This window comes from Embleya australiensis (assembly GCF_051903075.1).
GTDB lineage: Bacteria > Actinomycetota > Actinomycetes > Streptomycetales > Streptomycetaceae > Embleya.
In genome coordinates, this window is record NZ_CP182423.1 from 3604431 (window position 1) to 3626686 (window position 22256).

At 72.9% G+C, this 22256-nt stretch carries 20 protein-coding genes; 9 read left to right on the plus strand and 11 right to left on the minus strand.

The genetic code is table 11. The features are described 5' to 3' along the window. Positions 1-97: 97 nt before the first annotated feature. The 7 genes from ACMXN5_RS45830 to ACMXN5_RS45860 form a co-directional block, all read right to left on the minus strand. Positions 98-1060, minus strand: a complete 963-nt coding sequence (locus tag ACMXN5_RS45830; protein ID WP_439680800.1) for a VOC family protein — start codon at positions 1058-1060, stop codon at positions 98-100. Positions 1061-1063: 3 nt separating this feature from the next. Further along, positions 1064-2056 (minus strand): PrpF domain-containing protein, encoded by a 993-nt coding sequence (locus ACMXN5_RS45835; RefSeq protein ID WP_439680801.1) that lies wholly within the window; start codon positions 2054-2056, stop codon positions 1064-1066. Continuing rightward, positions 2053-2754, minus strand: coding sequence for a 4-carboxy-4-hydroxy-2-oxoadipate aldolase/oxaloacetate decarboxylase (locus ACMXN5_RS45840; RefSeq protein WP_439680802.1), 702 nt, complete (start codon positions 2752-2754; stop codon positions 2053-2055). The genes ACMXN5_RS45835 and ACMXN5_RS45840 overlap by 4 nt, the downstream gene beginning before the upstream one ends. Next, on the minus strand, positions 2751-3470 hold the full coding sequence (locus ACMXN5_RS45845; protein WP_439680803.1) for a PIG-L deacetylase family protein: 720 nt from the start codon (positions 3468-3470) through the stop codon (positions 2751-2753). The genes ACMXN5_RS45840 and ACMXN5_RS45845 overlap by 4 nt, the downstream gene beginning before the upstream one ends. 87 nt (positions 3471-3557) lie before the next feature. Continuing rightward, positions 3558-4271 (minus strand): dienelactone hydrolase family protein, encoded by a 714-nt coding sequence (locus tag ACMXN5_RS45850; protein ID WP_439680804.1) that lies wholly within the window; start codon positions 4269-4271, stop codon positions 3558-3560. Positions 4272-4393: 122 nt separating this feature from the next. Next, the gene (locus tag ACMXN5_RS45855) at positions 4394-5494 is read right to left on the minus strand and encodes a zinc-dependent alcohol dehydrogenase (protein ID WP_439680805.1); all 1101 of its coding nucleotides are present in this window, start codon (positions 5492-5494) and stop codon (positions 4394-4396) included. 251 nt (positions 5495-5745) lie between these two features. Next, on the minus strand, positions 5746-6744 hold the full coding sequence (locus ACMXN5_RS45860; RefSeq protein WP_439680806.1) for a hypothetical protein: 999 nt from the start codon (positions 6742-6744) through the stop codon (positions 5746-5748). A 319-nt stretch (positions 6745-7063) separates the two neighbouring features. Here ACMXN5_RS45860 and ACMXN5_RS45865 point away from each other — a divergent pair, with 319 nt between their 5' ends. From ACMXN5_RS45865 to ACMXN5_RS45880, 4 genes are all read left to right on the plus strand, one after another. Then, the gene (locus ACMXN5_RS45865) at positions 7064-7783 is read left to right on the plus strand and encodes an FCD domain-containing protein (protein WP_439680807.1); all 720 of its coding nucleotides are present in this window, start codon (positions 7064-7066) and stop codon (positions 7781-7783) included. Between the two features lie 138 nt (positions 7784-7921). Then, positions 7922-8875 carry a TAXI family TRAP transporter solute-binding subunit gene (locus tag ACMXN5_RS45870; RefSeq protein WP_439680808.1) on the plus strand — a complete coding sequence of 318 codons (954 nt, stop codon included), beginning with the start codon at positions 7922-7924 and terminating at the stop codon, positions 8873-8875. Beyond that, the gene (locus tag ACMXN5_RS45875) at positions 8872-9588 is read left to right on the plus strand and encodes a class II aldolase/adducin family protein (RefSeq protein ID WP_439680809.1); all 717 of its coding nucleotides are present in this window, start codon (positions 8872-8874) and stop codon (positions 9586-9588) included. Before ACMXN5_RS45870 ends, ACMXN5_RS45875 begins: the two co-directional genes overlap by 4 nt. A 35-nt stretch (positions 9589-9623) precedes the next feature. Beyond that, positions 9624-11153 carry an FAD-dependent monooxygenase gene (locus ACMXN5_RS45880; protein ID WP_439680810.1) on the plus strand — a complete coding sequence of 510 codons (1530 nt, stop codon included), beginning with the start codon at positions 9624-9626 and terminating at the stop codon, positions 11151-11153. A 33-nt stretch (positions 11154-11186) separates the two neighbouring features. Here the strand turns inward: ACMXN5_RS45880 and ACMXN5_RS45885 are convergent, their stop codons facing one another. Then, entirely contained in the window at positions 11187-12056 is an 870-nt protein-coding gene (locus tag ACMXN5_RS45885) for a LysR family transcriptional regulator (RefSeq protein WP_439680811.1), read from the minus strand. A gap of 70 nt (positions 12057-12126) precedes the next feature. Between ACMXN5_RS45885 and ACMXN5_RS45890 the strand changes: the two genes are divergently transcribed. The 3 genes from ACMXN5_RS45890 (at position 12127) to ACMXN5_RS45900 (ending at position 15917) form a co-directional block, all read left to right on the plus strand. Then, positions 12127-13029, plus strand: coding sequence for a PhzF family phenazine biosynthesis protein (locus tag ACMXN5_RS45890; RefSeq protein WP_439680812.1), 903 nt, complete (start codon positions 12127-12129; stop codon positions 13027-13029). Beyond that, positions 13026-14045, plus strand: a complete 1020-nt coding sequence (locus ACMXN5_RS45895) for an ornithine cyclodeaminase family protein (protein ID WP_439680813.1) — start codon at positions 13026-13028, stop codon at positions 14043-14045. Before ACMXN5_RS45890 ends, ACMXN5_RS45895 begins: the two co-directional genes overlap by 4 nt. A 294-nt stretch (positions 14046-14339) precedes the next feature. Further along, complete coding sequence (locus tag ACMXN5_RS45900) at positions 14340-15917, plus strand: PucR family transcriptional regulator (RefSeq protein ID WP_439680814.1); 1578 nt, start codon at positions 14340-14342, stop codon at positions 15915-15917. Positions 15918-16057: 140 nt separating this feature from the next. Here ACMXN5_RS45900 and ACMXN5_RS45905 read toward each other — a convergent pair whose 3' ends face one another. The 3 genes from ACMXN5_RS45905 to ACMXN5_RS45915 all read right to left on the minus strand — a co-directional run bounded on the left by ACMXN5_RS45905 (position 16058) and on the right by ACMXN5_RS45915 (position 19911). Then, positions 16058-16342 (minus strand): hypothetical protein, encoded by a 285-nt coding sequence (locus ACMXN5_RS45905; RefSeq protein ID WP_439680815.1) that lies wholly within the window; start codon positions 16340-16342, stop codon positions 16058-16060. 226 nt (positions 16343-16568) lie between these two features. After that, positions 16569-17258 carry a hypothetical protein gene (locus ACMXN5_RS45910; protein ID WP_439680816.1) on the minus strand — a complete coding sequence of 230 codons (690 nt, stop codon included), beginning with the start codon at positions 17256-17258 and terminating at the stop codon, positions 16569-16571. A gap of 88 nt (positions 17259-17346) precedes the next feature. Further along, complete coding sequence (locus tag ACMXN5_RS45915) at positions 17347-19911, minus strand: ABC transporter permease (RefSeq protein WP_439680817.1); 2565 nt, start codon at positions 19909-19911, stop codon at positions 17347-17349. 384 nt (positions 19912-20295) lie between these two features. Here ACMXN5_RS45915 and ACMXN5_RS45920 point away from each other — a divergent pair, with 384 nt between their 5' ends. Together ACMXN5_RS45920 and ACMXN5_RS45925 are read left to right on the plus strand one after the other, a co-directional pair. Beyond that, positions 20296-21513 carry a sensor histidine kinase gene (locus tag ACMXN5_RS45920; RefSeq protein ID WP_439680818.1) on the plus strand — a complete coding sequence of 406 codons (1218 nt, stop codon included), beginning with the start codon at positions 20296-20298 and terminating at the stop codon, positions 21511-21513. Further along, positions 21510-22241, plus strand: coding sequence for a response regulator (locus ACMXN5_RS45925; protein ID WP_439680819.1), 732 nt, complete (start codon positions 21510-21512; stop codon positions 22239-22241). The genes ACMXN5_RS45920 and ACMXN5_RS45925 overlap by 4 nt, the downstream gene beginning before the upstream one ends. Positions 22242-22256: the final 15 nt, after the last annotated feature.

A 22256-nucleotide genomic window follows, 5' to 3' on the forward strand; every position in this document is an offset into this window, starting at 1 on the left:
GGGTCGACGGCGGACGGGAGCCGGGCACGGGGTCCGCTATGCCGGCAACGCGCGGACCGGAACACCCCGTTCGGGCCGGGCGGCGCCCGTCGTGCCGTCAGTTCACCGGCGGTGTGCCGTGGCGATGGAACGACTCGATGGTCTTCAGGCCCCACGCCTGGCCCTTGGCCCGTTCGGCCTCGGTCCAGGTGATCGGCTGCCAGTCGGGCGCCAGCATCACCCGGGCGCCGGCGTTGCACAGTTCGATGCGGTTGCCGCCCGGCTCGTAGACGTAGAGGAAGAACGTCTGCTGGATGGCGTGCTTGTGGGGGCCGGTCTCGATGTGGATGCCGGCTTCCAGGAAGACGTCGGCGGCACGCAGGATGTCCTCGCGCGTGTCCGCGGCGAACGCGACGTGGTGCAGGCGCCCCGGCGTGCCCGACCGGTCGACGGTGTACACCAGGTCGTACGTTTTGTCCGAGAGCGTGGTCCAGAATCCCGAGACCTCGCCGGTGTCGAGCACGATCTGCTCGGTCGGCCTGGCCCGGATCCGCTCGGTCAGGAAGGCCCGGGCACCCGGCATGTCGGCGGCCAGGTAGTTGACGTGGTCCAGGCGGCGGATGTTGGCGCCCCGACCGGGGAAGCGGGCGGCCTGGTTCTTCAGCGCCGGGCGCTGCGGCGGCGTCGGCCGATACCACTCGGTGTCCCAGTACAGGCCGAACTCGTGGCCGTCGGGATCGCGGCATACGTAGGTGTCACCGAGGCCGAGTTCGTCGGTGACCCACCGGCCGCCGGGCAGTTCGGCCGCCCGGCGGCGCAACGCGTCGGGGCCGGCGGCCCGCAGATAGGTGCGGCCGATCCCGGCCCGGTCGCGTTCGGTGATCTTGACGGTGAACCGCTCGTAGTCGTCCCAGGCGTGGACGTAGACCGAGCCGCCGGCGCGGCCCACCTCCTCCATGCCCATGAGGTCGGTGAAGAAGGCGGTGGTGGCGTCGGCGTCCGGGGTGAACAGCTCGACCGATCCGACGTGGGCGATGTCGCGGCAACGCTCGGTGAACTCCGCGGCCGGGATCTGTGGCATGGATCAACTCCGGTGAAGAGGACGGGGAAAGGCGGTCCCGTCGAACAGCAGGCGGGCGGTACGCAGGACGGCGGCGCTCCCGGAGGAGGTACGGCGGGTATCGAGCCGGCCGGTGGGATGCTCCAGTCGGACCAAGTCGTCTCCGGTGGCGTAGCGCGCGGCCACCGAGCCGGGCAGGGCCACGGCGGCGGCGACGCCGACCGCGCCGAGCACGCCGATCGCCGGGTGGCAGCGGTGCGGGATGAAGGTGCGGGTGGTCAGCGTGCCGCCCTCGCGCGGCGGTGCGATCAGGGTGACCTTGGGTACGGTCGTCTCCGAGACGTCGCCCAGCCCCATCAACTCGCCCGCCCGCAGCCGCACCCGCTCCCGACGGTCGGCCAGAGCGCGATCGCGCTCCAGGTCGGCGGGCCTCTCGTGGCCGGTGAGGCCGAAGTCGGCGGCGGCGGCCACCACGACCGGCATTCCGTTGTCGACGCAGGTCACCGGGACACCGTCGATCTCGTCCCGAACGTTCCCGGTCGGCAGCAGGCTGCCGCAGACGGACCCGGCGGTGTCCCGGAACTCCAGCGCGACCTCGATCCCCGCGCCCGGGTCGCCGGGGCCGAGCACCGCGGTGACCAGCCCGCCGGTGTTGACCATGCGGATGCGCACCGTGTCGGCGTCCGGCGCGACCAGACTGCGCAGCCGGGCGTACGGACCGATCCCGGCCAGGATGTTGCCGCACGGCTGCCGCGCCGACACCAGCGGCCGGTCGACGTGCACCTGCAGGAACAGGTAGTCCACGTCCGCGCCCGCCGGATCGGCGGCGCGAGAGACCACGGCGACCTTGCTGGTCAGGGGATGGCCGCCGCCGAGGCCGTCGATCTGCCGCTCGTCCGGGGAGCCGAGCAGCCGCACCAACAGGTCGTCCCGTTCGGCCGGCTCGGCGGGTAGATCACCGGCGTCGAGGTAGACGCCCTTGGACGTGCCGCCGCGCCACAGGGCCGCCCGGATCATCCGTCCCGCCCCTCCGCCGAGTACGGCACATACCGGACGCCGAGCCGGTCCAGCAGCGGGCGCAGTTCGTAGCGGTCGAGGCCGAGTTGCCCGCCGGCCAGCGCCGTCCGGGTCTGCTCCTCGCGCGCGGCCCGGGCCCGCGCGGCGGTCGCGATCGCGGCGGCGCGCCGCCGGGGTACGGCCACCACGCCGTCGTCGTCGGCCACCACCACGTCCCCGGGGCACACCAGCCGGCCCCCGATCACGAGCGGCACGTTCACACTGCCGGCCGTCGCCTTGACCGTGCCCTGCGCGCTGACGGCCGTGGACCAGACGGGAAAGCCCATCGCGGTCAACGGGCCGACGTCGCGCACTCCGGTGCCGATGATCAGGCCGCGTACACCGCGGGCGCGCAGCGAGGTGGCCAGCAACTCGCCGAACAGGCCGTCGGAGCACGGCGATGTCGTGGCGGCCACGAGCACGTCGCCGTCCCGGCACTGCTCCACGGCCACGTGGAGCATCAGGTTGTCGCCGGGATGGCACAGCGCGGTGACCGCGGTGCCCGCGAGCGTCGCCCCGGGGTAGATCGGCCGGAACGACGGGTCGAGCAACCCCTCGCGGCCCATGGCCTCGTGCACCGTCGCGACGCCGAACCCGCCGAGTTCCCGAACGTCCTCGGCGGCGGCGCGCGGCGTCCCCGTCACCACGATCGGCGTCATGCCAGCACCCCCGCGACCTGGGGGTAGACGCGCTGGTATGCCTCGGCGTAGCGGATGGCCCGGTCCCCGCCGTTGCGGACGGCCTGCACGCCCCGGCGGCGGGCCAGATCGGTGTAGTAGTCCCAGAGGTGCTCCTGGGCGTTCATGCACTCCATGGCCTCGCGCTTGAGGTCGAAGACCTCGGTGATGTCGACCAGCACGTCCGGCCGGAAGCCGCACATCTCCGGCTGGTGCGGTTCGAAGCGGAAGACCGGGGGCGCTCCGATGATCGGATACTCGCTCGGGTAGCCCTCGGCCTGCGCGAGGACGCGGGCCTCCATGGTCAACTCGGCGGCGCGCGGGTGGTCGGCGTTGTAGGGGTCGGTGGCGCTGTGCACGAGGACCGCGCCCGGTCGTACCGCCCTGATGCGCTGCACCAGCGCGTCCAGCAGGTCGTCGCCGGCGCGCGGCAGCGGGTAGTCCCCGGCGTCCAGGAAGGTGATCTCCGCGCCGAGGACGGCGGCAGCGGCCTCGGCCTCGGCTCGTCGGACGGCCTTGACCCGCTCCAACGAAGCGCCCGACTTCCATAGCGCGGCGGACTCGCCACGTTCGCCGTAGGACAGGCAGACCACATGAGCGCCGGCACCGCGCCGGGCGGCGAGCGCGGCATAGCCGCCCGCCCGCCAGACGAAGTCGGCGGCGTGCGCGCCGACGATCAATACGGGTTCATCGGACATGACCAAGCTCCTCATACGGACGAAGGGATATGCGGCCGGGGGTTCGCCCCCGGGCTCGGGTGTCGCACAAGTGCGCGCGGGGCCACGTCACTTCGTTGCGGGCAGGTGCCGGTCGAGGAAGGTGTGGGTGCGCGCCCAGGCGAGCGCGGCGGGCTTCTCCCGGTACATGTGGGGGCGGGCGTCGCAGGCGAAGGCGTGGCCGGCGTCGGGGTAGACGTGCTGGACGAAGTCGGCGCCCGCCGCGACGAGCGCGTCCCGGATCGCCGTGACCTGCTCGGCCGGGATGGTGGGGTCGTCGGCGCCCACGTGCAGCAGCAGCGGCGCGTCGATGTGCGCGGCGCGGTCGAGCACCGCGTGCGGCCCGACCGCGATGCCGGGGCCGTAGAACACGACGGTCGCGGCGAGGTTCGCGATCGCGGTGGCGGCGGTGAAGGCGGCGCGCCCGCCGAAGCAGAAGCCCACGACGGCGGTGCGGTCGCTCGTCACGCCTTCCCCCGTCAGGTGCTCCACGGCGGCGCGCACGTCCATGACGATGCGGTCGGCGCCGATCGCGCCGATCAGCGGCATCGCCTCGGCGTGCCGGTCGTAGTCCAGCGTCCCCACCCCGTTGCGGTGGAACAGGTCCGGGGCGACGGCGAGGAACCCACGCTCGGCGAACCGGCGGGCGATGTCCCGGATGTGGTCGTTGACGCCGAACGCCTCTTGCAGGACGACGACGGCGCGCGTCGCGGGCACGTTCGGGCGCGCGACGTACACGCGCATCGGCCCGTCGGCGGTTTGTACGGTGATCCATTCGGTCATGGGGCAGGGCTCCTGATGCGATGCGATGCGATGCGATGCGATGCGGAGTGGGTCGGCGGCCGGCGGGCGGCGGACGAAATGCCGCCTCGGGTGGCCGTCTTGGTCGTTCGGGCAAGGCCCGGTCAAGGGCGGATGACGCCCATCCACATGGGTTCGTGGCGTTCGGAGAGGGCCGTCAGCGCGATGTCGATGTCGTCGAGCGCGAACCGATGGGTGATCAGTTGTTCGGCCCGCAGCTCGGCGGACGCCAACAGGCGGAGCACGGTGTCGGTGTCGCCGCGGGTACAGGCCCGGGTGCCGACGAAGCGCCAGCAGCCCAGCATCGTCTCCCGCATGGGGATGGCGATGGGGGCGGGGTTGCCGCCCATGTGCACGAACACGCCTCCGTTGGCCAGCGACCGCAGGGCCTGCTCGCCGCCGGGTCCCGCGGGCAGGTAGTCGAGCACCGCTTGGGGCCCGCCGGGAACCAGTTCGCGGATACGCGCGGTGAGCCCCGCGGTCGTCGGCCAGTCGGGGCCGAGGTCCTCCAGCGCGATCGTGTCCGCGCGCAGGTGGGGGACGAGCCCGCGAGCGGCCCGGAGCCGCTCGGCGGATCGGCCGACCAGGATCAGGCGGTCGATGCCGAAGTGTTCGGCGAGCACGATGGAGGCGGTGCCCATGGTGCCGGTGGCCGCCGTGATCACCACCGTGGCCCCGGTGGGGGTGCCCGCGCACTTGAGCGCTCGGACGGCGTTGCCCAAGTCGTGCACCTTGGCGGCCAGATCGAAGCCGACATTGTCGGGGATCTCGTCGATCAGCCAGTGCGGTGCCCGGACGAACTCGGCCAGTCCGCCGTCGTGATAGCGGGCGTACAGCTCCAGGGCTCCGGTGCCGAAGGCGCCCTGGCCGATCATGGCGGCCTCGGCGCACATCTGCTGACGGTCGCTCGCGCAGTACTCGCAGAAGCCGCACGACAACATGGGGTGGACGCGCACGCGCTTGCCCAGCAGGGCCGGGTCCACGCCCGCGCCCACCCGTTCCACGGTTCCCGCCGCCTCGTGTCCCGGGATGGTGGGCAGATGCCGGAACATGCCGGCGGCCAGCAGTTTCATCGTGCTGGGCGCCAGTCCCGCGGCGGCGACGCGGACCAGCACATCGTGCTCGCCCACCTGCGGGACGGGCACCTTCTCCAGACGCAGGACATCGGACCCCCTGTGGGCGCGAGCGGCTTTCATCTCAGACATGGCGGTGTCCTACCTTTCAAGGGTGGTTGCTCTGGTCATTCGTAAGGTCGGAGGGCCCAGTCGCACTCGCGAAGACGGCCGTGGAGGCCGCCCGGGCGCGACTGACAGCGCTGCCCGGCGAGAACCCGGCCGCCGCCATGGCGGTCCGCCTCGCGAAGACACGGACGCCTTCGGCAGTGCCGACCGCCTGGCCGGCTTGATGGGGAAGTCCTTTCGACGCGGGGTGGTGGCGATCTCGGGTCGGCGGCCCGTCATGCGGCGGAGCGCAGCCGATCCAGCTCCGGGACGCCGAGCACGCGCCCGACCTTGGTGGTCTCGGCGACCTGCGGCACGGTCAGCGCGGACAACACGGTGAGATGCGTGCTCGGCTCGGAAACGATGTCGGTGAAGGCGACACCGACGGGGATGCGTACGAAGTCGCCGGGTTCCAGCTCCAGCACGCCGAGTTGCGTGACGAGCAGGCGCCGCCCGCCGATCTGGTACTGGATGTCCTCGGCGTCGCGGTGGGTGTGGTACAGCCGACCGTCCGACCGGTCGATCGTCGTGTGGCCGATCCTGATTCGCGCGGAGCGGTACAGCCAGTCCGTCCCGTCTGCGCCGGCGGTCCCGACGGACGGGCGCAGCACGTTGACGCGTTCCGCTTCGGTCTCGGCCTGGCCCAGGAGCAACCGCTCGTCGACGGGCGTCATGACGATGTCGTGCTCGGGGCCGCCCAGGCACTCGGTGGTCATGAGGTTGCGCACGCCGGGCTCCCACCCGGGAAACGGCGGGATCACCGGTTCGGAGGTACGGACCGGGGGCCGCAACTCGGCCACATGCGCGGGCACGTAGAACAGGATGTGGATGTCGTCGTGGGCGTGGTTGTCGTGCGCGACCGTGACCGGGATCCGGGAGAAGTCGCCGGCGACGAGGTCGAGGCTGCCCAACTCCGTCATGAGTGTGCGGGTGCCGTACACCTGGTAGGACAACTCGTCGACGTCGCAGTTGCGGTGGTAGAAGGGCTGCCGGAAGCCGGCCATCGTCTGCCGCTCGATGCGCAGGTGGTCGCTTTCGTAGATGCCCTTGGGCGGCGCGAATCCCTGGGGTACGAAATGCGCGGGGAAGTGTGTGGCCTCGATGGGCCGGTAGGAGCGCGGGGGTCGTGCGGGCGAGGGCAGGGGCGCGCCCAGCAGCAGTTCCTCCCGCCGCGCGATGCGCCTGACGGGCTCCGCGGCGTCGAAGGCGTCGACGATCTCGTGTACGAGTCCCACGGGACAACTCCTCATTCTCGGGATGCGGCCGTGCGCCGACGAGGCTGGGCTCGGGGCGGGCAAGGGTGTCGGCGGCCGACGGACCGGCGGATCGGCGGATCGGCGGTCACGGTGTGATGGTGCGAGGGCCCGGCGTGGGCGGGCGGGGCGTAACCGCCTCGGGTGGCGGCGGCGGTGCGGGCGTGTCCTTCGCCGCCGGGGGCGAGCTACGCCGCGCAGCCTGAGCGGAATTAATAATAATGAATACGTCCCGGTATGATGAATGCACTCGACCCGGGCCGTCAAGGCATGCGGGCAATCAATCGTGATGGAGGAAAACGTGGCCCCGAAGGCGACCGTGCGGGACCGGGGGGACGGGCGAGGGGAGCGGCCCGATCGCGCGGAGGAGGCGGCGGCGCACACCGCCCGGTTGCTGGCGGGTCTGGAGCCCAAGGCCCGGTTGGGTACCAAGGAGCAGGTCCGCGCGATGTGCGGGGTGTCGGTCGGCACGTTCAACGTGACGCTGCGACTGCTCCAGGAACGCGGCCTGGTCGTGGTTCGACCGGGTCCCGGCGGCGGGTTGTTCGCCCCGGAGGCGCCGCCCGGGGCGGAGGCCGTTCGAGACGGCGCGGGATACGACCGGCAGGCGGATGCGCGCGCCGTGCTGGCGGACGCCTTCCGGGTCCGCGAGGCACTCGAACCGCTGATCATCGAGGACGTGCTGTGGCACGGCTCGCCGGCGGACTTCGCCGAACTGCGCGCGTTCGCGCGGGTGATGGGCGAGGCCGCCGACCGCGGGGACGGCCCGGCCTTCGTCCCCGCCGCCTGGCGGTTCCACGCACGACTGGCCGCCATCGCCCCGGGTGATTTGCTGCGGGACTGCTACCTGCGCGCCCAGGAGGTGATCGAGCGGCGCACCGCGTCGATCATGCCCGGGGGAGAGCCGGAGGAGGGCTTTCTGCGCCGGCGCGCCGAACTGCACGCGGCCCTCGTCGACGCCCTGGATCGCCGGGACCGCGACGCGGTCATGCACCTCCTGCGCGAGCACAACGCGACTTGATTTCGGTATTGATTATTATTGATTTGCGTGATGGAGTCACCGTCGGGAACGGACAACGCAGGCGACGGCGGTCCGTCCGTCCGCCGGCACGGCCCGCAGCCGGCACCGCCGACCACTCCACCCTCGCTGGGAGCGACCATGCCTCCGCCCGCACCATCCCTCGACCGTTCGATCTCCTTGCATCTCCAAGGAGACTGGGGCACCGCGAACCTCCATCGCGTCTGCGGATGGATCGCGCAAGAACTCACCGATCGTTGCGGACCGCACACCCGGATCGGCATCTGGAACGGACGCGGAGGTGCCGACGCCGCCCGCGCGGTCGGCCGCGGCCGGGTCCACATCGCCCTGACCACTCCCGCCGCCTTCGCCGCCGCGGCACTGAAGGGGCAGGGCCCGTTCGCCGCCGAACCCGTCCCAGACCTGTGCGCCCTGGGCGTGCTTCCCCAGCGCGACCGCCTGGTCGTGGGCCTGGACAAGTCCCTGGGCATCACCTCCTTCGCCGAACTGCGCGCAGCTGAACCCGCGTTGCGGCTGGCCACCGGACCCCACGACGGCACCAACCTCATCGGCTGGGCCGCCCACGAGGTCCTGCGCCGCGCACACGTGGACGTGACCGGTTGGGGCGGTCGAGTGCTCACCGACGAGCGACCCCGACAGACCTTCGAACGGATCATCGGCGGGGAGGCCGACGCCATCGTGCACGAGGCGTACATGCTGCCTCCCTGGCAACAGTTCGGCTCCCGGCTGAACTTCCTGCCGATCGAACGCCACGTGCTGGACGGGCTGGAGGCCGACTACGGCTGGCCGTCGGCGACCGTGGCGGAGGGGCACTTCCCCGGCTGCCCGCGTTTCGAGACCCTCGATTTCTCCGACTTCCTGGTGCTGACCCGGTCCGACCTGCCCGACGACCTCGCCCACCTGATCGCCTGGATCCTCGGCGAGACCCGCGCGACCATCGAGGCCCAGTACCGGCACATCCCTTCCGACCGCAGTCCGTTGACCTACCCGCTCGATCCGCCGGCGATGGGCAGGACCCCCATTCCGCTGCACCCCGGAGCCGCCCGCTACTACCGATCCCTGGACGCCGCATGAACGAGACCGTGCGCCAAGCCGGCCGCGTCCTGGCCATGGCCGGACACGGCGACATGGTCTGGGGCCATGTCGCCGTCCGCGACCCCCGCGGCCGAGGTATCCGGATCAAGGCACCGGGGTGGGGGCTGGAGGAAGTCGAGGACCGACATCTGCAGTTGGTGTCCTTCGACGGCGAGGTGCTGGAGGGTTCCGGCGCACCCCATGTCGAGGTCCACATCCATCTGGAGATCATGCGCCGCAACCCCTCGGTGACCTGCACGGTGCACTCCCACGCCCAGGCGGCCGTCGCGTTCGCGGCGCTCGCCACCCCGCTGCTGCCCATCTCGCACGACGGCGCGCTGTTCGCGGGCGACGACGTACCCCGCTTCACCGCCACCGGCGCACTGGTCTCCACCGCCACCCTGGGCCGGGCGCTGGCGGACACGCTCGGCGACGCACCGGCGGCGCTGATGCCCCGGCACGGCCTGGCCGCCGCGGGCGACAGCGTGCACGCTGCCGTCATGCACGCGATCCTGCTCGAACGCGCCTGCCGTACCCAGTTGACCGCGATGGCCGCCGGCCCGATCCGCGACTTCTCCGACCCCGACGAGGCCCGGGTCAAACGCCGACAGTGCTGGTCGGACGGCCAGCTGAAAGCCGGCTGGGACCACCTCGTCCGCAGGACGCGACAGCACGCGGCCATGCCTGCGGATCCCCTGCCGCCTACCCCATGAACCCCTCCCGCGCCCGTGCAGACAAGGCAGACGGTATGACCACACACGTTCCGGTCCTGATCGCCGGCGGCGGCCCGGTCGGACTCGCCACCGCGTTGGAACTTGCCCACCACGGCGTGCCTTCACTGGTCGTCGAACCGCGCACGGAGGTCTCCTGGCTGCGCCCGCGCGCCAAGACGACCTCGGCCCGCACCATGGAACTCCTCCGCCGCTGGGGCATCGCGAGCCGCGTCCGCGAGCGGGCGGCGCTGCCCCTCTCCTGGGCGCACGAGGCCGTCTTCACCACCGGGCTGCTCGGCCGCGAGATCACCCGATTCACCGGCTGCTTCGGCCTCGACCTGGCCGACGACGACCTGGTCGCGGAAGCGGGGCAGCAGATCGGCCAGCCCGCGATCGAGCAGATCCTGCGTGAGGTCGTCACCGCGTCGGCGCACGCCGAGTTGCGCGCCGGATGGACGGTCACGGCCCTGGCCGAGGACGCCGACGGTGTCACCGCGACGTTGTCCGGCCCCGACGGGGCCGACCGCGAGGTGCGCGCGGACTACCTGGTGGGCGCCGACGGCGCGTGGAGTACGGTCCGCGAGGCCATCGGCGTGGTCTACGAGGGCGGTGCCGACGAGCGTCCCAACTTCAACGTGGTCTTCCGCGCCCCCGGCCTGGCCGACCGCGTCCCCCACGGGCCGGCGGTCCACTACTGGGTGCTCCACCCGGGCCGGCCCGGTCTGGTCGGCCGGTTGGACCTGGACGATCTGTGGTGGTGCATCGCCCAGGGCGTCACCCGGGAGGAGGGCGAGGCCGACCCGCTACGTCTGGTACGCGCCCTGGTCGGCGCCGACATCGACGCCGAGATCGTCGCGACCGACCCGTGGCGGGCCAGGATGTCGCTGGCCGACCGGTACGGCACACGCCGGGTCTTCCTCGCCGGCGACGCCGCGCACCTGAATCCGCCGTGGGGCGGACACGGCTTCAACACCGGCATCGGCGACGCGGTCAACCTCGGCTGGAAGCTTGCCGCCGTGCTGACCGGCTGGGCCCCCGCCGCCCTCCTGGACAGCTACGAGGCGGAGCGCAGGCCGATCGCGGCGCAGACGATCGAGGAGGCGGCCCGGAACATGGCGACCCTGGCCCCCGAACTCGCCGACCCGCGACTGGCCGGTACCGACGCCGAGTTCGCCGCCGTCCGCCCGGCCGTGGCCCGGGCCGTCCAGGAGACCAAGGCCGGCGAGTTCCACAGCCTCGACCTCGTCCTGGGCTACACCTACCGCGGCACGCCTCTCGTCACCGGTCGGGCCGGCGAACGCCTCGCCCACCACTGGCTCGCCCCCGGCGACTCCCTGTACGACCACCTCGGCCGCGACTTCACCCTGGTGGGGGACCTGGACCGCCCCGAAACCGAGGAGTTCGCGAAAGCCGCCGACACCGAGGGCATCCCGCTGCACCTGCTCCACCACCCGCCCACCACCCTCGCCCTGGTGCGCCCCGACCAGCATCTCGCCTGGACCGCGACGCGCGACGAGCCGGTGAACCCCCGCGAGGTCCTGCGCCGCGCCGTCGGCCGTCCCTGACGGCCGGGACGGGTTCGACATCGCCGGAAGCGGTTACTCGGCGGCGGCCACCAGGCGGCGCAGGATGCGTTCCAGGGCGACGAGGCACTGATCGGTGTCCGTGTCGGCCCGCCGGGAAATGGCGATCTCGACCGTCGGCGCGGGCGGAAGGTTGTGCTGTTCGCCGAGCCGCACGGCGCCCGCGGGCAGGTTCTCCGCCATCAGCGCGCCGACTCCGATCCCGGCGGAGATCGCCGCCTGTACGGCGTGCAGGCCGGTGCTCTGGAAGGCGATCCGCCAGCGGCGGCCGTGCCTGCTCAGCGTGTCCAGTGCCGGCTGCCGCCATTGGCACGGCTGGGAGAACAGCGCCAGCGGCAGCGGATCGGTCCGTGGATCGAAGCCGGGAGCGCAGGTCCAGATCAGCGGCACCCGACGCTGCCAACGCAGTTCGGCCTCGCCCATGACGCTCGGGTCGCCGAACACGAGGTCCAGCCCGCCGCGTTCGGCATGCCGGCGCAGTTCCCGCGCCGGGCCGATGAGCACTTCGAGGTCGATGCGCGGGTAGAGCACGGCGAAGTCGGCGAGCGCGGTGGGCAGCGTGGTGATCGCGAGGTCTTCCAGGAAGCCGATGGTGCGTCGACCGGTGGGTATCGCGCCGCGATGCCCGATCGATGCGCGAGCCTCCTCGTGGAGCGCGAGGATACGTTCGGCGTAGGCCAGGAGCGACTCACCGGCTTCGGTGAGTCGCACGCCGCGCGTGTCTCGGATCATGAGGTGTTTGCCGGCGGCTCGCTCCAGGCGCTGGATCCGCTGACTGATCGCCGGCTGACTCGACTCCAGGGCGACGGCGGCCCGGGTGAGACTGCCCGCCCGCACCGCCGCGGCGAAGGCCCGCAGGTCGGAGATCTGAAGATCGTTACCCATAACGATCGATTATGTCGAACACATGAATATTGCCGTTCCCCATGATCGGATGCGTATCTAGGCTGACCACATGGCATCCTCTTCCGTCGAATACCACCATGTGGATGTATTTGCCGAACAGCCCTACACGGGCAACAGCCTCGCCGTCTTCGTCGATCCGCCCCCGCTGTCGGCGGACCGGATGCTCCGGATCACCCAGGAGCTTCGACACTTCGAGTCGATCTTCGTGACCCGAGTGGGCGACGTGCACCACGCGCGCGTATTCGACCTGGTGGAGGAACTCGGTTTCGCCGGGCACCCGGTCATCGGTGCCGCGGCGGTGCTCCACCTGGACACCCCGGTCGGCCCGGGCACAGAGCTGCAGTGGACGTTCGTACTGCCCGCGCGGACCGTACAGGTCAACACCCGGCGCGACGACACGGGCCGGGTGTTCGCCCTGCTCGACCAGGGCCGTCCCGAACTGGTCACCGATCGGCACGCCATCGACCGGGCGGAGGTCGCCGCCTCGCTGGGTCTGAGCGAGGACGACCTCCGGGCGGACCTGCCGACGGAGGTGCACTCCACCGGCCTGCGCTACCTGATCGTGCCGGTGCGCGACGCCGAGGTGCTGGGCAGGGCGCGGATCGGCATTCCGGACTTCGACGCGTTCATCGCCGTGTTCGGGGCCGAGTTCGTCTATGTGCTCGACGTCGACTCCCTCCAGGGCAGGCACTGGAACAACGACGGCGTCCAGGAGGATGTCGCGACCGGAAGCGCCGCAGGCTGCGTGGCGGCGTATCTGCTGCGCCACGGTCACGCCGTTCACGGTCGTCGACTGACCCTGGAGCAGGGACGGTTCGTGGGACGGCCCAGCGCCATCACGATCACCGCGTACGGTCGGCCGGACGACGTCGCGCGGGTCACCGTCGGCGGCACGGTGACCCCGGTGGGCACGGGCACGCTGCGCACCCTGCCGGCGGAGGGGCGGCGGTGACCGGGGCGCCGAGCCCCGAGGTGTTCACCGCCGCGGGCATCCGGAACGCCGTCGGGATCGCGGACCTGCTCCAACCGATGGCCAGGGCCTTCATCGACGTCAGCCGGGGACTGGGCGAGGCACCGATCTCGGTATTCGCGCCTGCGGGGGAGGAGGGCGATGTACACGTCAAGTCGGCCTGGCTGCCCGGGCGTTCGGTCTTCACCGTGAAGGTCGCCGCCTGGTTCGCCGCCCGGGCGACAGGCGATCGATCGGGGAACAGCGGATACCTCGCCGTCCACGACGCGGCCACCGGTGACCTGGTCGCGTTGCTGCTCGACGAGCACTATCTCACCGATATCCGCACCGCCGCGGCCGGTGCCGTGGCGACCCGGACGTTGGCCGAGCCGGACGCGACAGTGCTCACCGTCCTGGGCACCGGAACGCAGGCCCGCCTCCAGGTTCTCGCCACGCGCATGGTCAGGCCCCTCGACACGGTCATCGTGTGGGGCCGTGACCGCGACGCGGCACAGGCACTGCGTGCCGCGCTGGAAGACGACGCCCCCGGACTCGCGGTGACGGTGGCGGAGGACCCCGAACGGGCCGTACGCGCCGCCGACGTGATCGTGACCGCGACCGGCAGCAGACGGGCCATCGTCGAGGGATCGTGGCTCAGGCCGGGCCAACACATCACCGCGATCGGCTCGGACGACCTCACCAAGGCCGAACTCGACCCGACCTGCTTTCTGCGCGCCGACCTGATCGCCGTCGACAGCCGCGCGCACGCGCCACGATTCGCGGGCGACCTGGCCGCCGCCATCGCCGAAGGCGCGATCTCCGAGGCCGACATTCACGCGGAGATCGGCGAACTCCTGTCGGCCGGGCACGTCGGTCGAGAAAACCGCGAGCAGATCACCATCGCCAAACTCATCGGACTCGGGGCCCAAGACCTCATGGCGGCGGAGACCACCCTCGACCTGCTGCGCAACCCATCCCGATCGGCCGCCCTTCCGCCCATCCCCGACGCGGCCGTCTGATCGGACCCGGCCGGCGACAGCAGGACGGCCGGAACGCAGCATCGAACCCGGCACGGCCACCGCCGGTGTACCGCCCCGTCGGCACCGAACCTCGCGACGGGCCGCGACACGCCACGCCCCACGCCCCCTGCCCGCGCCCGCCGCAGCGCCGCCTCCGCGCGGGCCACGACCCGGAAGGAGTCCACCGTGCGCGAGGCCGGCGGCCGTTCACCCGACGACGCGGTCACGGCAGGGGACACATCCCGGCCGGCCGGCCCCCGTCGCCACGGAACAGACGTCGCCTCTCGCGGGCCGATGCCGCGCGTTCGATGGGATCGCAGCGCGAACGGGGAGGCCGTAGGGGGCGGGGACGCGGCGCGGCGGCTCGCGCGACTGCTCGAACTGCACCGACTGGTCGGAAGCGAACGAGCCTCCACCGCACGGGTGTTGGCGTGGCTGGCGGAGCGCGCCGGGTGTCGTGTGGCGCTGTTCGACCGGGTCGGACGGGTCGTGCGGATCGCGGAGGGGGACGGCGCACCCCTCCCGCGACTGCCGGCGTGGGAGGTGTTCGCCACGAAGCGGCCCGTGACCGTGCCGACCGCAGCGGGCACGTGGATGCTCGTTCCGCTCGGGCGCGAACATCCGGTCCTGGCCGGGTTCGGAGGTTGCCCGTCGCTGCCGGAGCCCATGCGATTCCTGCGGGACGCCGCCCCGCTCGTCGCCATCAGCCACGGGCGCGAGGAACACGCCGCCGAGAAGACCCGGCTCGCCGAATCGCGGTTCGGGCTGCGCGAAGGCGTCGTCACCCTCGTGCTGTCCGGCCGGATCACCGCCGCGCACCGCGTCGCCGACCTGCTGGGCGACCGACTGCCCGAGCCCGCAAGGGTGTTCGTCGTCGACACCGAACCCGTCCACCGCGACCGAATCGCGGCGGCCTGCGCCGGCGGCCACACGCGCGAGGTGTGGGTGGCGCGTTGTCCGCACAACCCCCGGCAGGTCCTCGTCATCGCCGACGCCACGTGTGCCGCCGACGTCGTCTCGGCCGAACTCGCCGCCCTGGACGCCGGATGCCGGGTCGGCGCGAGCACCCCACTGCCGCTCCGGCACGCGACCTTCGGCTACCACCGAGTACTCGCCGCCGCGCTGCCGGCCGCCCACCGCCGGCCACGGCGCTGGGCGGTGCTGCCTGCCGAACGCGGCCTCGCGCACGTCGTCGGCCCGGCGGGCCGCGCATGGGCCCGCACGTTCCTGGCGCCGCTGCTCGACCACGTGCCGACCCGTACCCAGGACCCCACCCGCGACGAACTCAAGGCCACCGCGCGCACCTGGCTCGCGCACGGCGCAGAGGCGCCACGCCGGCTGTACGTGCACCGCAACACCCTCGCCGCCCGACTGGGCCTGGTCGGCGAACTCCTCGGCGTCGACTTCCGAACGCTGGAGGGCCAGGCCCTCGTCGCGCTCGCCCTCGACCTGGACGCGCTGCCGCAGGAGGCACCCCCTACCCCGGACCCGGGCCGGCCCGACGCCTTCGACGACCCGCCGGCGCGTGATCGACCTGGGCCACTCGACGTCGTGTTGCACTCGACGGTCGCGCGCGAATGGGCCGCAGACGTCCTGCGCGGCGCCCACACGCCCCCCGACGCGCCGGGCGCCGTGGCCCTGCGCGCGTGGCTCGCCTCCGACGCACACGCGAACAGGGCCGCCGCCGCGACCGGCGTCTCCGTATCCGCGCTGCGCAAACGCCTCGCCCGGCTCGTACCGACGCTCGGCGGGGACGTGGTCACCCACCGCACGCTGCGCCGCGACCTGTGGCTCGCGCTACGGATCACGGAGGGACGGACCGCCGGCATCACCGCCGGGCGCGACCTCCGCCAGGCGCCGCCCCCACGGTGACCCGGCCGATTCGCCCACCGCCCGGACCGACCACATGCCCTCTGGACGCTCCTGCGCCGTCCCCGCCGCGTGTGGTGGCGGTGGGGACGGCGCAGGAGTGCCGGTGGCACGGACCGGCCGGCCCGTTCCGGGATCGTGGGCTACTTCACCCACAGTTCGTAGTTCTCGAACTGGCCCCCGCCGGTGCACTGGTAGCTCGACCAGCGATGGGCGTTGATCCCCTGGTTGCCGGTGTCGTTGCACGCACTGGCCCAGTAGTAGTCGGTGATGTAGGTGTAGCCGGGGCTGGTCGGCGGGTGGCACGGATGGGTGCAGGCGACCGTCGCGGGGGCGGCCTGGGCGGGAACCGCCCCCAGCACGGTGCCGATGAGGATGGCGCCACCGGTGGCGAGACCGAGTACGAAGTTGCGGAGACGCATGATCATGTCCCTTCGAAGCACGATGTGTGGACATCCCGTACACGGTCGGTGACGGCTATCGGTATGACCCAAAAGATGTGACCTGCGTCACATGAGCGCGAAGCCTTATCGGCCGCCCCCGGCTCGTGGTGGCCGGGGATTTTTGCGGCGTCCACCTCGTGCTCGCCCTCGGTACGGCCGGGTGGTTGCCGGAGCGCCGGACGTCCGACCGATGCGCCGTCCGAGGCCGGGCTCACGATGCCCGCAGGACGCTCGCGTCGCCGGACCGCGTGCGCACCTTCACGTGATACGGCGCGGCGGCGTCCCGCGGGACCTCGACCTGGACCGCGCCGCGGTCGCTGGTCGCGTCGACCACGTATCCGACGCCGGCCGGCAGCCGGACGCGGGCGGTGTCGCCGTCGGCGTCGACGCGGGCCGGCGGGCTCGCGAAGGACAGGTCGATCGCGTCCTCGTCGGCCTTCGCGGTGACGGTGCCCGCGGTCAGCTCCTTGCCCTCGATCGAACCACCGGTGGTGTGCGCGGACACATCGCCGGACAACCCGACGAGGGTGATGCGGCCCGACGACGTCACCGCCTCGACCGCGACCCCCGGGGGAACGACCACCTCGTACGACACTCGGGCCCCGTCGCGGACGGTCTGCCGCAGGGTCAACGTCGCGTCCGTCAGGGTGTGTTCGGTGAGGGGTTCGGCCGAACCGAAGCGCTTGGTCTCGGTGACCACGACGCTCGCGGACTCGGTCCGGCCGACCCGGACGTCGCCCGCCGCGCCGGCGACGACCACGCTGCGGACGGGGCCGCCGATCTCGTAGTGGGCGGTGCGGGTGGTGGTGTGGTTCGGCGAGCCGGACGTACCGCAGGCCGCCGCCACCAGCACGAGGCCCGCGCAGACCGGGCAGGCGAGGCGAAGTCGTCGGTGCAGCACGGTGGTTCCTCCCTATCGAGAATCTCTTCCCGGCGAATCGATCTCTTCGGATTACCTTCGATCGGGCCCGACCCCCGGACCGGGTCGCCTACTCCGTCGCGATCGCGGTCAGCACCGCCGTACCGGCCGCCCGACGAGCCGGCAGCACCGCGGCGAGCACGCCCACCACGCCGGCCCCCGCGACCAGGGCGGCCAGGGTTGCCCACGGCACCGCCAGTACCTCCAGGCCCCGGTCCGCGAGTCCGCGCTGCGCCACGACGCCCCAGCCGACCCCGAGCAGCAGGCCGAGCAGCGTGCCGTACACCGACAGCGCCAACGACTCGGCGCGGACCATCCGCCGGATCTGCCCGCGTGAGGTGCCGAGCGCGCGCAACAGCCCGATTTCCCGGGTGCGTTCGACAACCGAGAGGGTGAGCGTATTGACCACGCCCAGCGCGGCGATCAACACGGCCAGGCCGAGCAGTGCGTAGACCAGGTCGAGCACGCCGTCGATCCCGCCGCGCACGAGCCGCTTGTATTCGTCGCGGTCCCGTGCCGACGCCTGCGGGAACGGCGCGAGCGCGGTCTTCAGCGCGGCCTTGAGCTTCGCTCGGTCGGTGCCCGGCGCGCCGTCGACGAAGATCATCGTGTCCTGCGCACCCGGAGCAAGCGCGGTGAGCGTCTCCAGGGCCACCAGCGGCGCGTCCCGGCGGCCGATGGACTGCCCGGCGGGATCGGGTTCGCGCAACGCGGCCACGGTCACCGTCAGTTCCGTCCCCGTCGGGCCGCGCAGGAGCACGGCGCTGCCGATCGACAGGTGGAAGTCGCGGGCGTATCCGGCGCCCAGGCTGATCGTGCCCGGCGCCGGCGCGGGTGCCGGCGCTCCCGACACCGAGCGCCGGCGCAGTACCGACGGGAGTCCGGGGTCCGCGCCCTGCACCCACCCGTGGTCGGCGCGCCCGTCGGCGAGCACCTCCACCCGGGCCTCGCGCAGCCGAACCACCCGACCCACGCCCGGCGCGCGCCGGACCGCGTCGGATACTTCGGCGGTCAACGGCGCACCGCCCTTGTCGCTCCGGACGGTGATGTCGCCACCCAGTGTGCGATCGATCCGCGCGTCCGTCGAACCGCTTGCGGACGCGGCGACCACCGCCGTCGCCGCGACCACCGCGACGCCGATGGTCAGCGCGGCGGCGGTGGCCCCGGTCCGCCGCGGGTCGCGCATCAGGTTGCCGCGCCCGAGCCGCCCGACCGCCCCGGAGCGCACCAGGACCCGCGCGATCGGCGGGAGCACGGTACGGACCAGGGTCGGCCCCAGCACCACGAAGGCAACCAGGCCGAGCACGATGCCCACGATCGCCAACGGCCCGCCGGCCACCGCCGCCGCCACCCCGAGGATGACCAGGACCGCACCGACGACGGCGCGCCGCCGGGCGGGCCGACCCGACCCCGACCCCGCTCCGACGGCGGCGTCGCGCAGCGCCGCCATCGGCGGGACCCGGCTCGCCCGTGCCGCGGGCACCGCCGCGGCGAGCAGCGTGCCGAGCACGCCGACCAGCAGGGCGGCAACCGGCGTCCGCACCGTGATCACGAGCGGTGCGTCCGCCGGACCCACCCCCACGCCGCCGATCGCGCCCCGGAGCCCGGCGGCCAGGCCGATGCCCGCGGCCAGCCCCAGGAGCGACGCGATCGACGCCAACAGCAGCGCCTCGACGTACACCGAGCGGCGCACCTGGGCACGGCTCGCGCCCAACGCCCGCAGCAAACCGGACTCGCGGGTTCGGCGGGCCACCAGCATCGAGAACGTGTTGACGATCAGGAAGCCGGCCACGAGCAGCGAGACCCCGGCGAAGCCGAGCATCGCGGACCGCACGAACTCGACGCCGGAGGCGGTCTCCGCCGTCTCCGCGTCCGCGACCCGGGCCCGAGTACGCACCACGGCATCCGTACCGAGCCCCGGCGCCCGCTCGATCCGCCCGGCCAACTCGTCGTCGGTGACGCCCGCCCCCGCCTCCACCCGTACCGACGTCACGACGCCGGGGATGCCCAGCAGGCGCGTGCTCGCGACGGCCGTGTCCAGGAAAACCGACGTGTGCCCGGGGTCGACGGTGCGGTACGCGACGATGCCGACCACCGCCGCCTCGAAGCTCCCCGGGACGGCGACGACCCGTATCCGATCGCCGAGGCGCACGTGCGCGCGCCGGGCCGAGTCGGCGTCCATGACGAGCTCGCTCGGGCCGTGCGGTTCCCGACCCTGGGCCAGGCGTACCGGTGAGCGCGCGTCGGGCGACCAGTTGGCGGCGGTCGTCGGTCCGCCCGCCGCGCCCTCGACCCGGCGGTTGCCGGCGGCCACCAGCGCGACGTTGTCCACCGTGATCGCGGCGCGTGCATCGCGCACGCCCGGCACGCGGCGCACCAGCGCGACCACGTCGGCCGGCAGGGTCGGCGGCCCGCCCGGGGCCGCGCTGCGCAGGCCGGCCGCGCTGTCCGGGGTCGGCGCCTGCACCGTCACGTCGGCCGCGCCGGCCGCCGAAAACTCGGCCGCGGCCCGGGTCACCGTGTCGGCGAGGACGAGCGTGCCGGCGACGAACGCGACCGACAGCAGCACGGCAAGGCCGGACAGCACCATGCGCCCGCGCTGCGCGAGGAACCCGCGCAGGGTTGCCTTCAGCATCGTCTCAGCCCCGTCCGGTGCGGACCGAGGGCGATCCGGCCGGCGGCCGGACGGGTGGCGGGTCGAGCGTTCGGTGGGTCATGGGTGTCCTCGCTCCAATGCCGTCCGACGGGATCGGACGGGACGGGGTGTGGGGGATCGGGTGTGGGCGGCGTGAGGGGGGAGTGGGTGGGGGAGCGGCCTCGGATCGGGCCGGATCGCCGTGCACCGCGGTGGCCGCAACGCTGTCGCGCCGAGGGGGTGTCGCGCGTCGGGCCCGGGAACGTCGGTCCGCACACGTTCCGACGGACGCCGGGTGCCGGCTGCGTCGGTCGCGCGACGGACGCCGGGTGATCCGTCCCAGGGCTGACGCCCGACCCGTTCCCGGAGGGCTAGCGTCGGGGCGTGGAACAGTCCCGCCCGCCCTTGACCCAACGCCTGACACCGCGTCACCTCGCCTGGCTCGACGTGGCGGCGGCGGTGGTCTCGGCCGCGTTGATCTGCCCGAGCCTCGGACGATTGCACGAGCGTCACGTGCCGGTGCCGCTCTTCGCCGTCCTGGCCATCGCGCTCGCCGCCGCGGTGGCGCTGCGCCGGCGACACGCCGCGTCGGCCTTCGTACTCGCGTGCGTCGGCTATGCGGTACTGGCGGCGTACGGGTTCCCGAAGTCGCCGTTGATCGCGCTGGTGCTGGTCGTCTACGTGGTCGGCCTGGTCGAACCCCTGTGGCGTTCCGTCGCCTTGCTCGGCGCCGGCAGCGTCCTGGTCGCGCTCGCGCCGTTGGTCGGGAGCTCCGCCGACCGCGGTTGGTCGTCGTGGAGCAGTTGGATCCTCGGCCAGGTGGGCGCACTGCTCGCCTTCTGGACCGTCGGCCGGACGATGGGCAGGCAACGCGCCTACAACGCGGGCCTGCGCGAACAGGCGGAACGCCGGGCCCGGGACGAGACGGACCGGGCCCGGCGCACGCTGGTCGAGGAACGGCTGCGGATCGCCCGGGAGATGCACGACGTGGTGGCGCACAGCATGAGCGTGATAGCGGTACAGGCGGGGGTCGGCCACCATGTGATCGCGGCCCGGCCCGACGAGGCCGCCAAGGCGCTCGCCGCGATCGAGACGACCAGCCGGGCGGCGCTGCGCGAATTGCGCGCGCTGCTGGGGGTGTTGCGCGAGGAGGCGCCGCCGGTCGGGGGACGGGACGGCTTCCACTCGGCGCCCGGTCTGGCGGACGTACCCGGGCTGGTGGAGAAGACCGGTCGGGCCGGGCTGCGGGTCGACGTCCGCATCGACGGCACCCCGCGCGAGTTGCCGTCGGGCATGGATCGCGCGGCGTATCGCATCATTCAGGAGGCGTTGACCAACGTGGTCAAGCACGCCGACACCGATCGGGGCAACGTGTTCATCCACTACGGCGACACCGACATCAGGATCGAGATCACCGACGACGGCTCGGGGCCGGCAGGTCGGGGCGCCGGCGACCTCCAGGGCCTCGACCGGGCGCAGGGTCACGGACTGATCGGCATGCGCGAACGGGTCGGCCTGTACGACGGCGACTTCCAGGCGGGACCGGGTCCGCGCGGCGGCTATCGGGTCGCGGCCCGGCTGCCGCTGGGGGTCGGCGCATGAGCATTCGCGTGGTGGTCGCCGACGATCAGGCGCTCGTGCGCGCCGGCTTCCGGGTACTCGTCGACTCCGACCCCGGCCTCACCGTGGTGGGCGAGGCCGCCAACGGCGCGCAGGCCCTGGAACTGATCCGCCGGGAGCGCCCCGACGTGGTCCTGATGGACATCCAGATGCCGGAGGTCGACGGCATCGAGGCCACCCGCCTGGCGTTGTCGGGTCCCGAACCGGTGGACACGCGGGTACTCGTGCTGACCACGTTCGACCTCGACGAATACGTGTTCGCGGCGCTGCGGGCGGGGGCGAGCGGCTTCCTGGTCAAGGACACCCCGCCGGCCGATCTGCTCGCCGCGATCCGGGTGGTCGCGGCGGGGGAGGGCCTGCTCTCGCCGGGGGTGACCCGGCGCCTGATCCAGGAGTTCGCCCAACGCCCGATGGCGGCCGTCCTCGCCCCGACCCGCCTGGCCGCCGTCACCGACCGCGAACGCGAGGTCCTGCGCCAGGTCGCCCGCGGCCTGTCGAACGCCGAGATCGCCGCCTACCTACACCTTTCCCTGTCCACCGCCAAGACCCACGTCAGCCGCCTGCTCACCAAACTCGACGCCCGAGACCGAGCCCAACTGGTCATCGCGGCTTACGAATCGGGCCTGATGAACCAGAGGCCGACGGCACGTCCGAAGCCGGTCCCGGCGGACTGCGCCGGACCCACGCCGGATGCAGGCCCGGGGCGTTGACGGCACTTATGCAGC

What these genes read in the sequence shown, in the direction of transcription:
- ACMXN5_RS45890 (WP_439680812.1), top strand. Translation starts at nt 12,127, where the DNA reads ATGGCATCCTCTTCCGTCGAATACCACCATGTGGATGTATTTGCCGAA.
- ACMXN5_RS45905 (WP_439680815.1), bottom strand. Translation starts at nt 16,342, where the DNA reads ATGATCATGCGTCTCCGCAACTTCGTACTCGGTCTCGCCACCGGTGGC.
- ACMXN5_RS45915 (WP_439680817.1), bottom strand. Translation starts at nt 19,911, where the DNA reads ATGCTGAAGGCAACCCTGCGCGGGTTCCTCGCGCAGCGCGGGCGCATG.
- ACMXN5_RS45855 (WP_439680805.1), bottom strand. Translation starts at nt 5,494, where the DNA reads ATGTCTGAGATGAAAGCCGCTCGCGCCCACAGGGGGTCCGATGTCCTG.
- ACMXN5_RS45900 (WP_439680814.1), top strand. Translation starts at nt 14,340, where the DNA reads ATGCCGCGCGTTCGATGGGATCGCAGCGCGAACGGGGAGGCCGTAGGG.
- ACMXN5_RS45845 (WP_439680803.1), bottom strand. Translation starts at nt 3,470, where the DNA reads ATGTCCGATGAACCCGTATTGATCGTCGGCGCGCACGCCGCCGACTTC.
- ACMXN5_RS45840 (WP_439680802.1), bottom strand. Translation starts at nt 2,754, where the DNA reads ATGACGCCGATCGTGGTGACGGGGACGCCGCGCGCCGCCGCCGAGGAC.
- ACMXN5_RS45875 (WP_439680809.1), top strand. Translation starts at nt 8,872, where the DNA reads ATGAACGAGACCGTGCGCCAAGCCGGCCGCGTCCTGGCCATGGCCGGA.
- ACMXN5_RS45835 (WP_439680801.1), bottom strand. Translation starts at nt 2,056, where the DNA reads ATGATCCGGGCGGCCCTGTGGCGCGGCGGCACGTCCAAGGGCGTCTAC.
- ACMXN5_RS45880 (WP_439680810.1), top strand. Translation starts at nt 9,624, where the DNA reads ATGACCACACACGTTCCGGTCCTGATCGCCGGCGGCGGCCCGGTCGGA.
- ACMXN5_RS45830 (WP_439680800.1), bottom strand. Translation starts at nt 1,060, where the DNA reads ATGCCACAGATCCCGGCCGCGGAGTTCACCGAGCGTTGCCGCGACATC.
- ACMXN5_RS45885 (WP_439680811.1), bottom strand. Translation starts at nt 12,056, where the DNA reads ATGGGTAACGATCTTCAGATCTCCGACCTGCGGGCCTTCGCCGCGGCG.
- ACMXN5_RS45925 (WP_439680819.1), top strand. Translation starts at nt 21,510, where the DNA reads ATGAGCATTCGCGTGGTGGTCGCCGACGATCAGGCGCTCGTGCGCGCC.
- ACMXN5_RS45850 (WP_439680804.1), bottom strand. Translation starts at nt 4,271, where the DNA reads ATGACCGAATGGATCACCGTACAAACCGCCGACGGGCCGATGCGCGTG.
- ACMXN5_RS45870 (WP_439680808.1), top strand. Translation starts at nt 7,922, where the DNA reads ATGCCTCCGCCCGCACCATCCCTCGACCGTTCGATCTCCTTGCATCTC.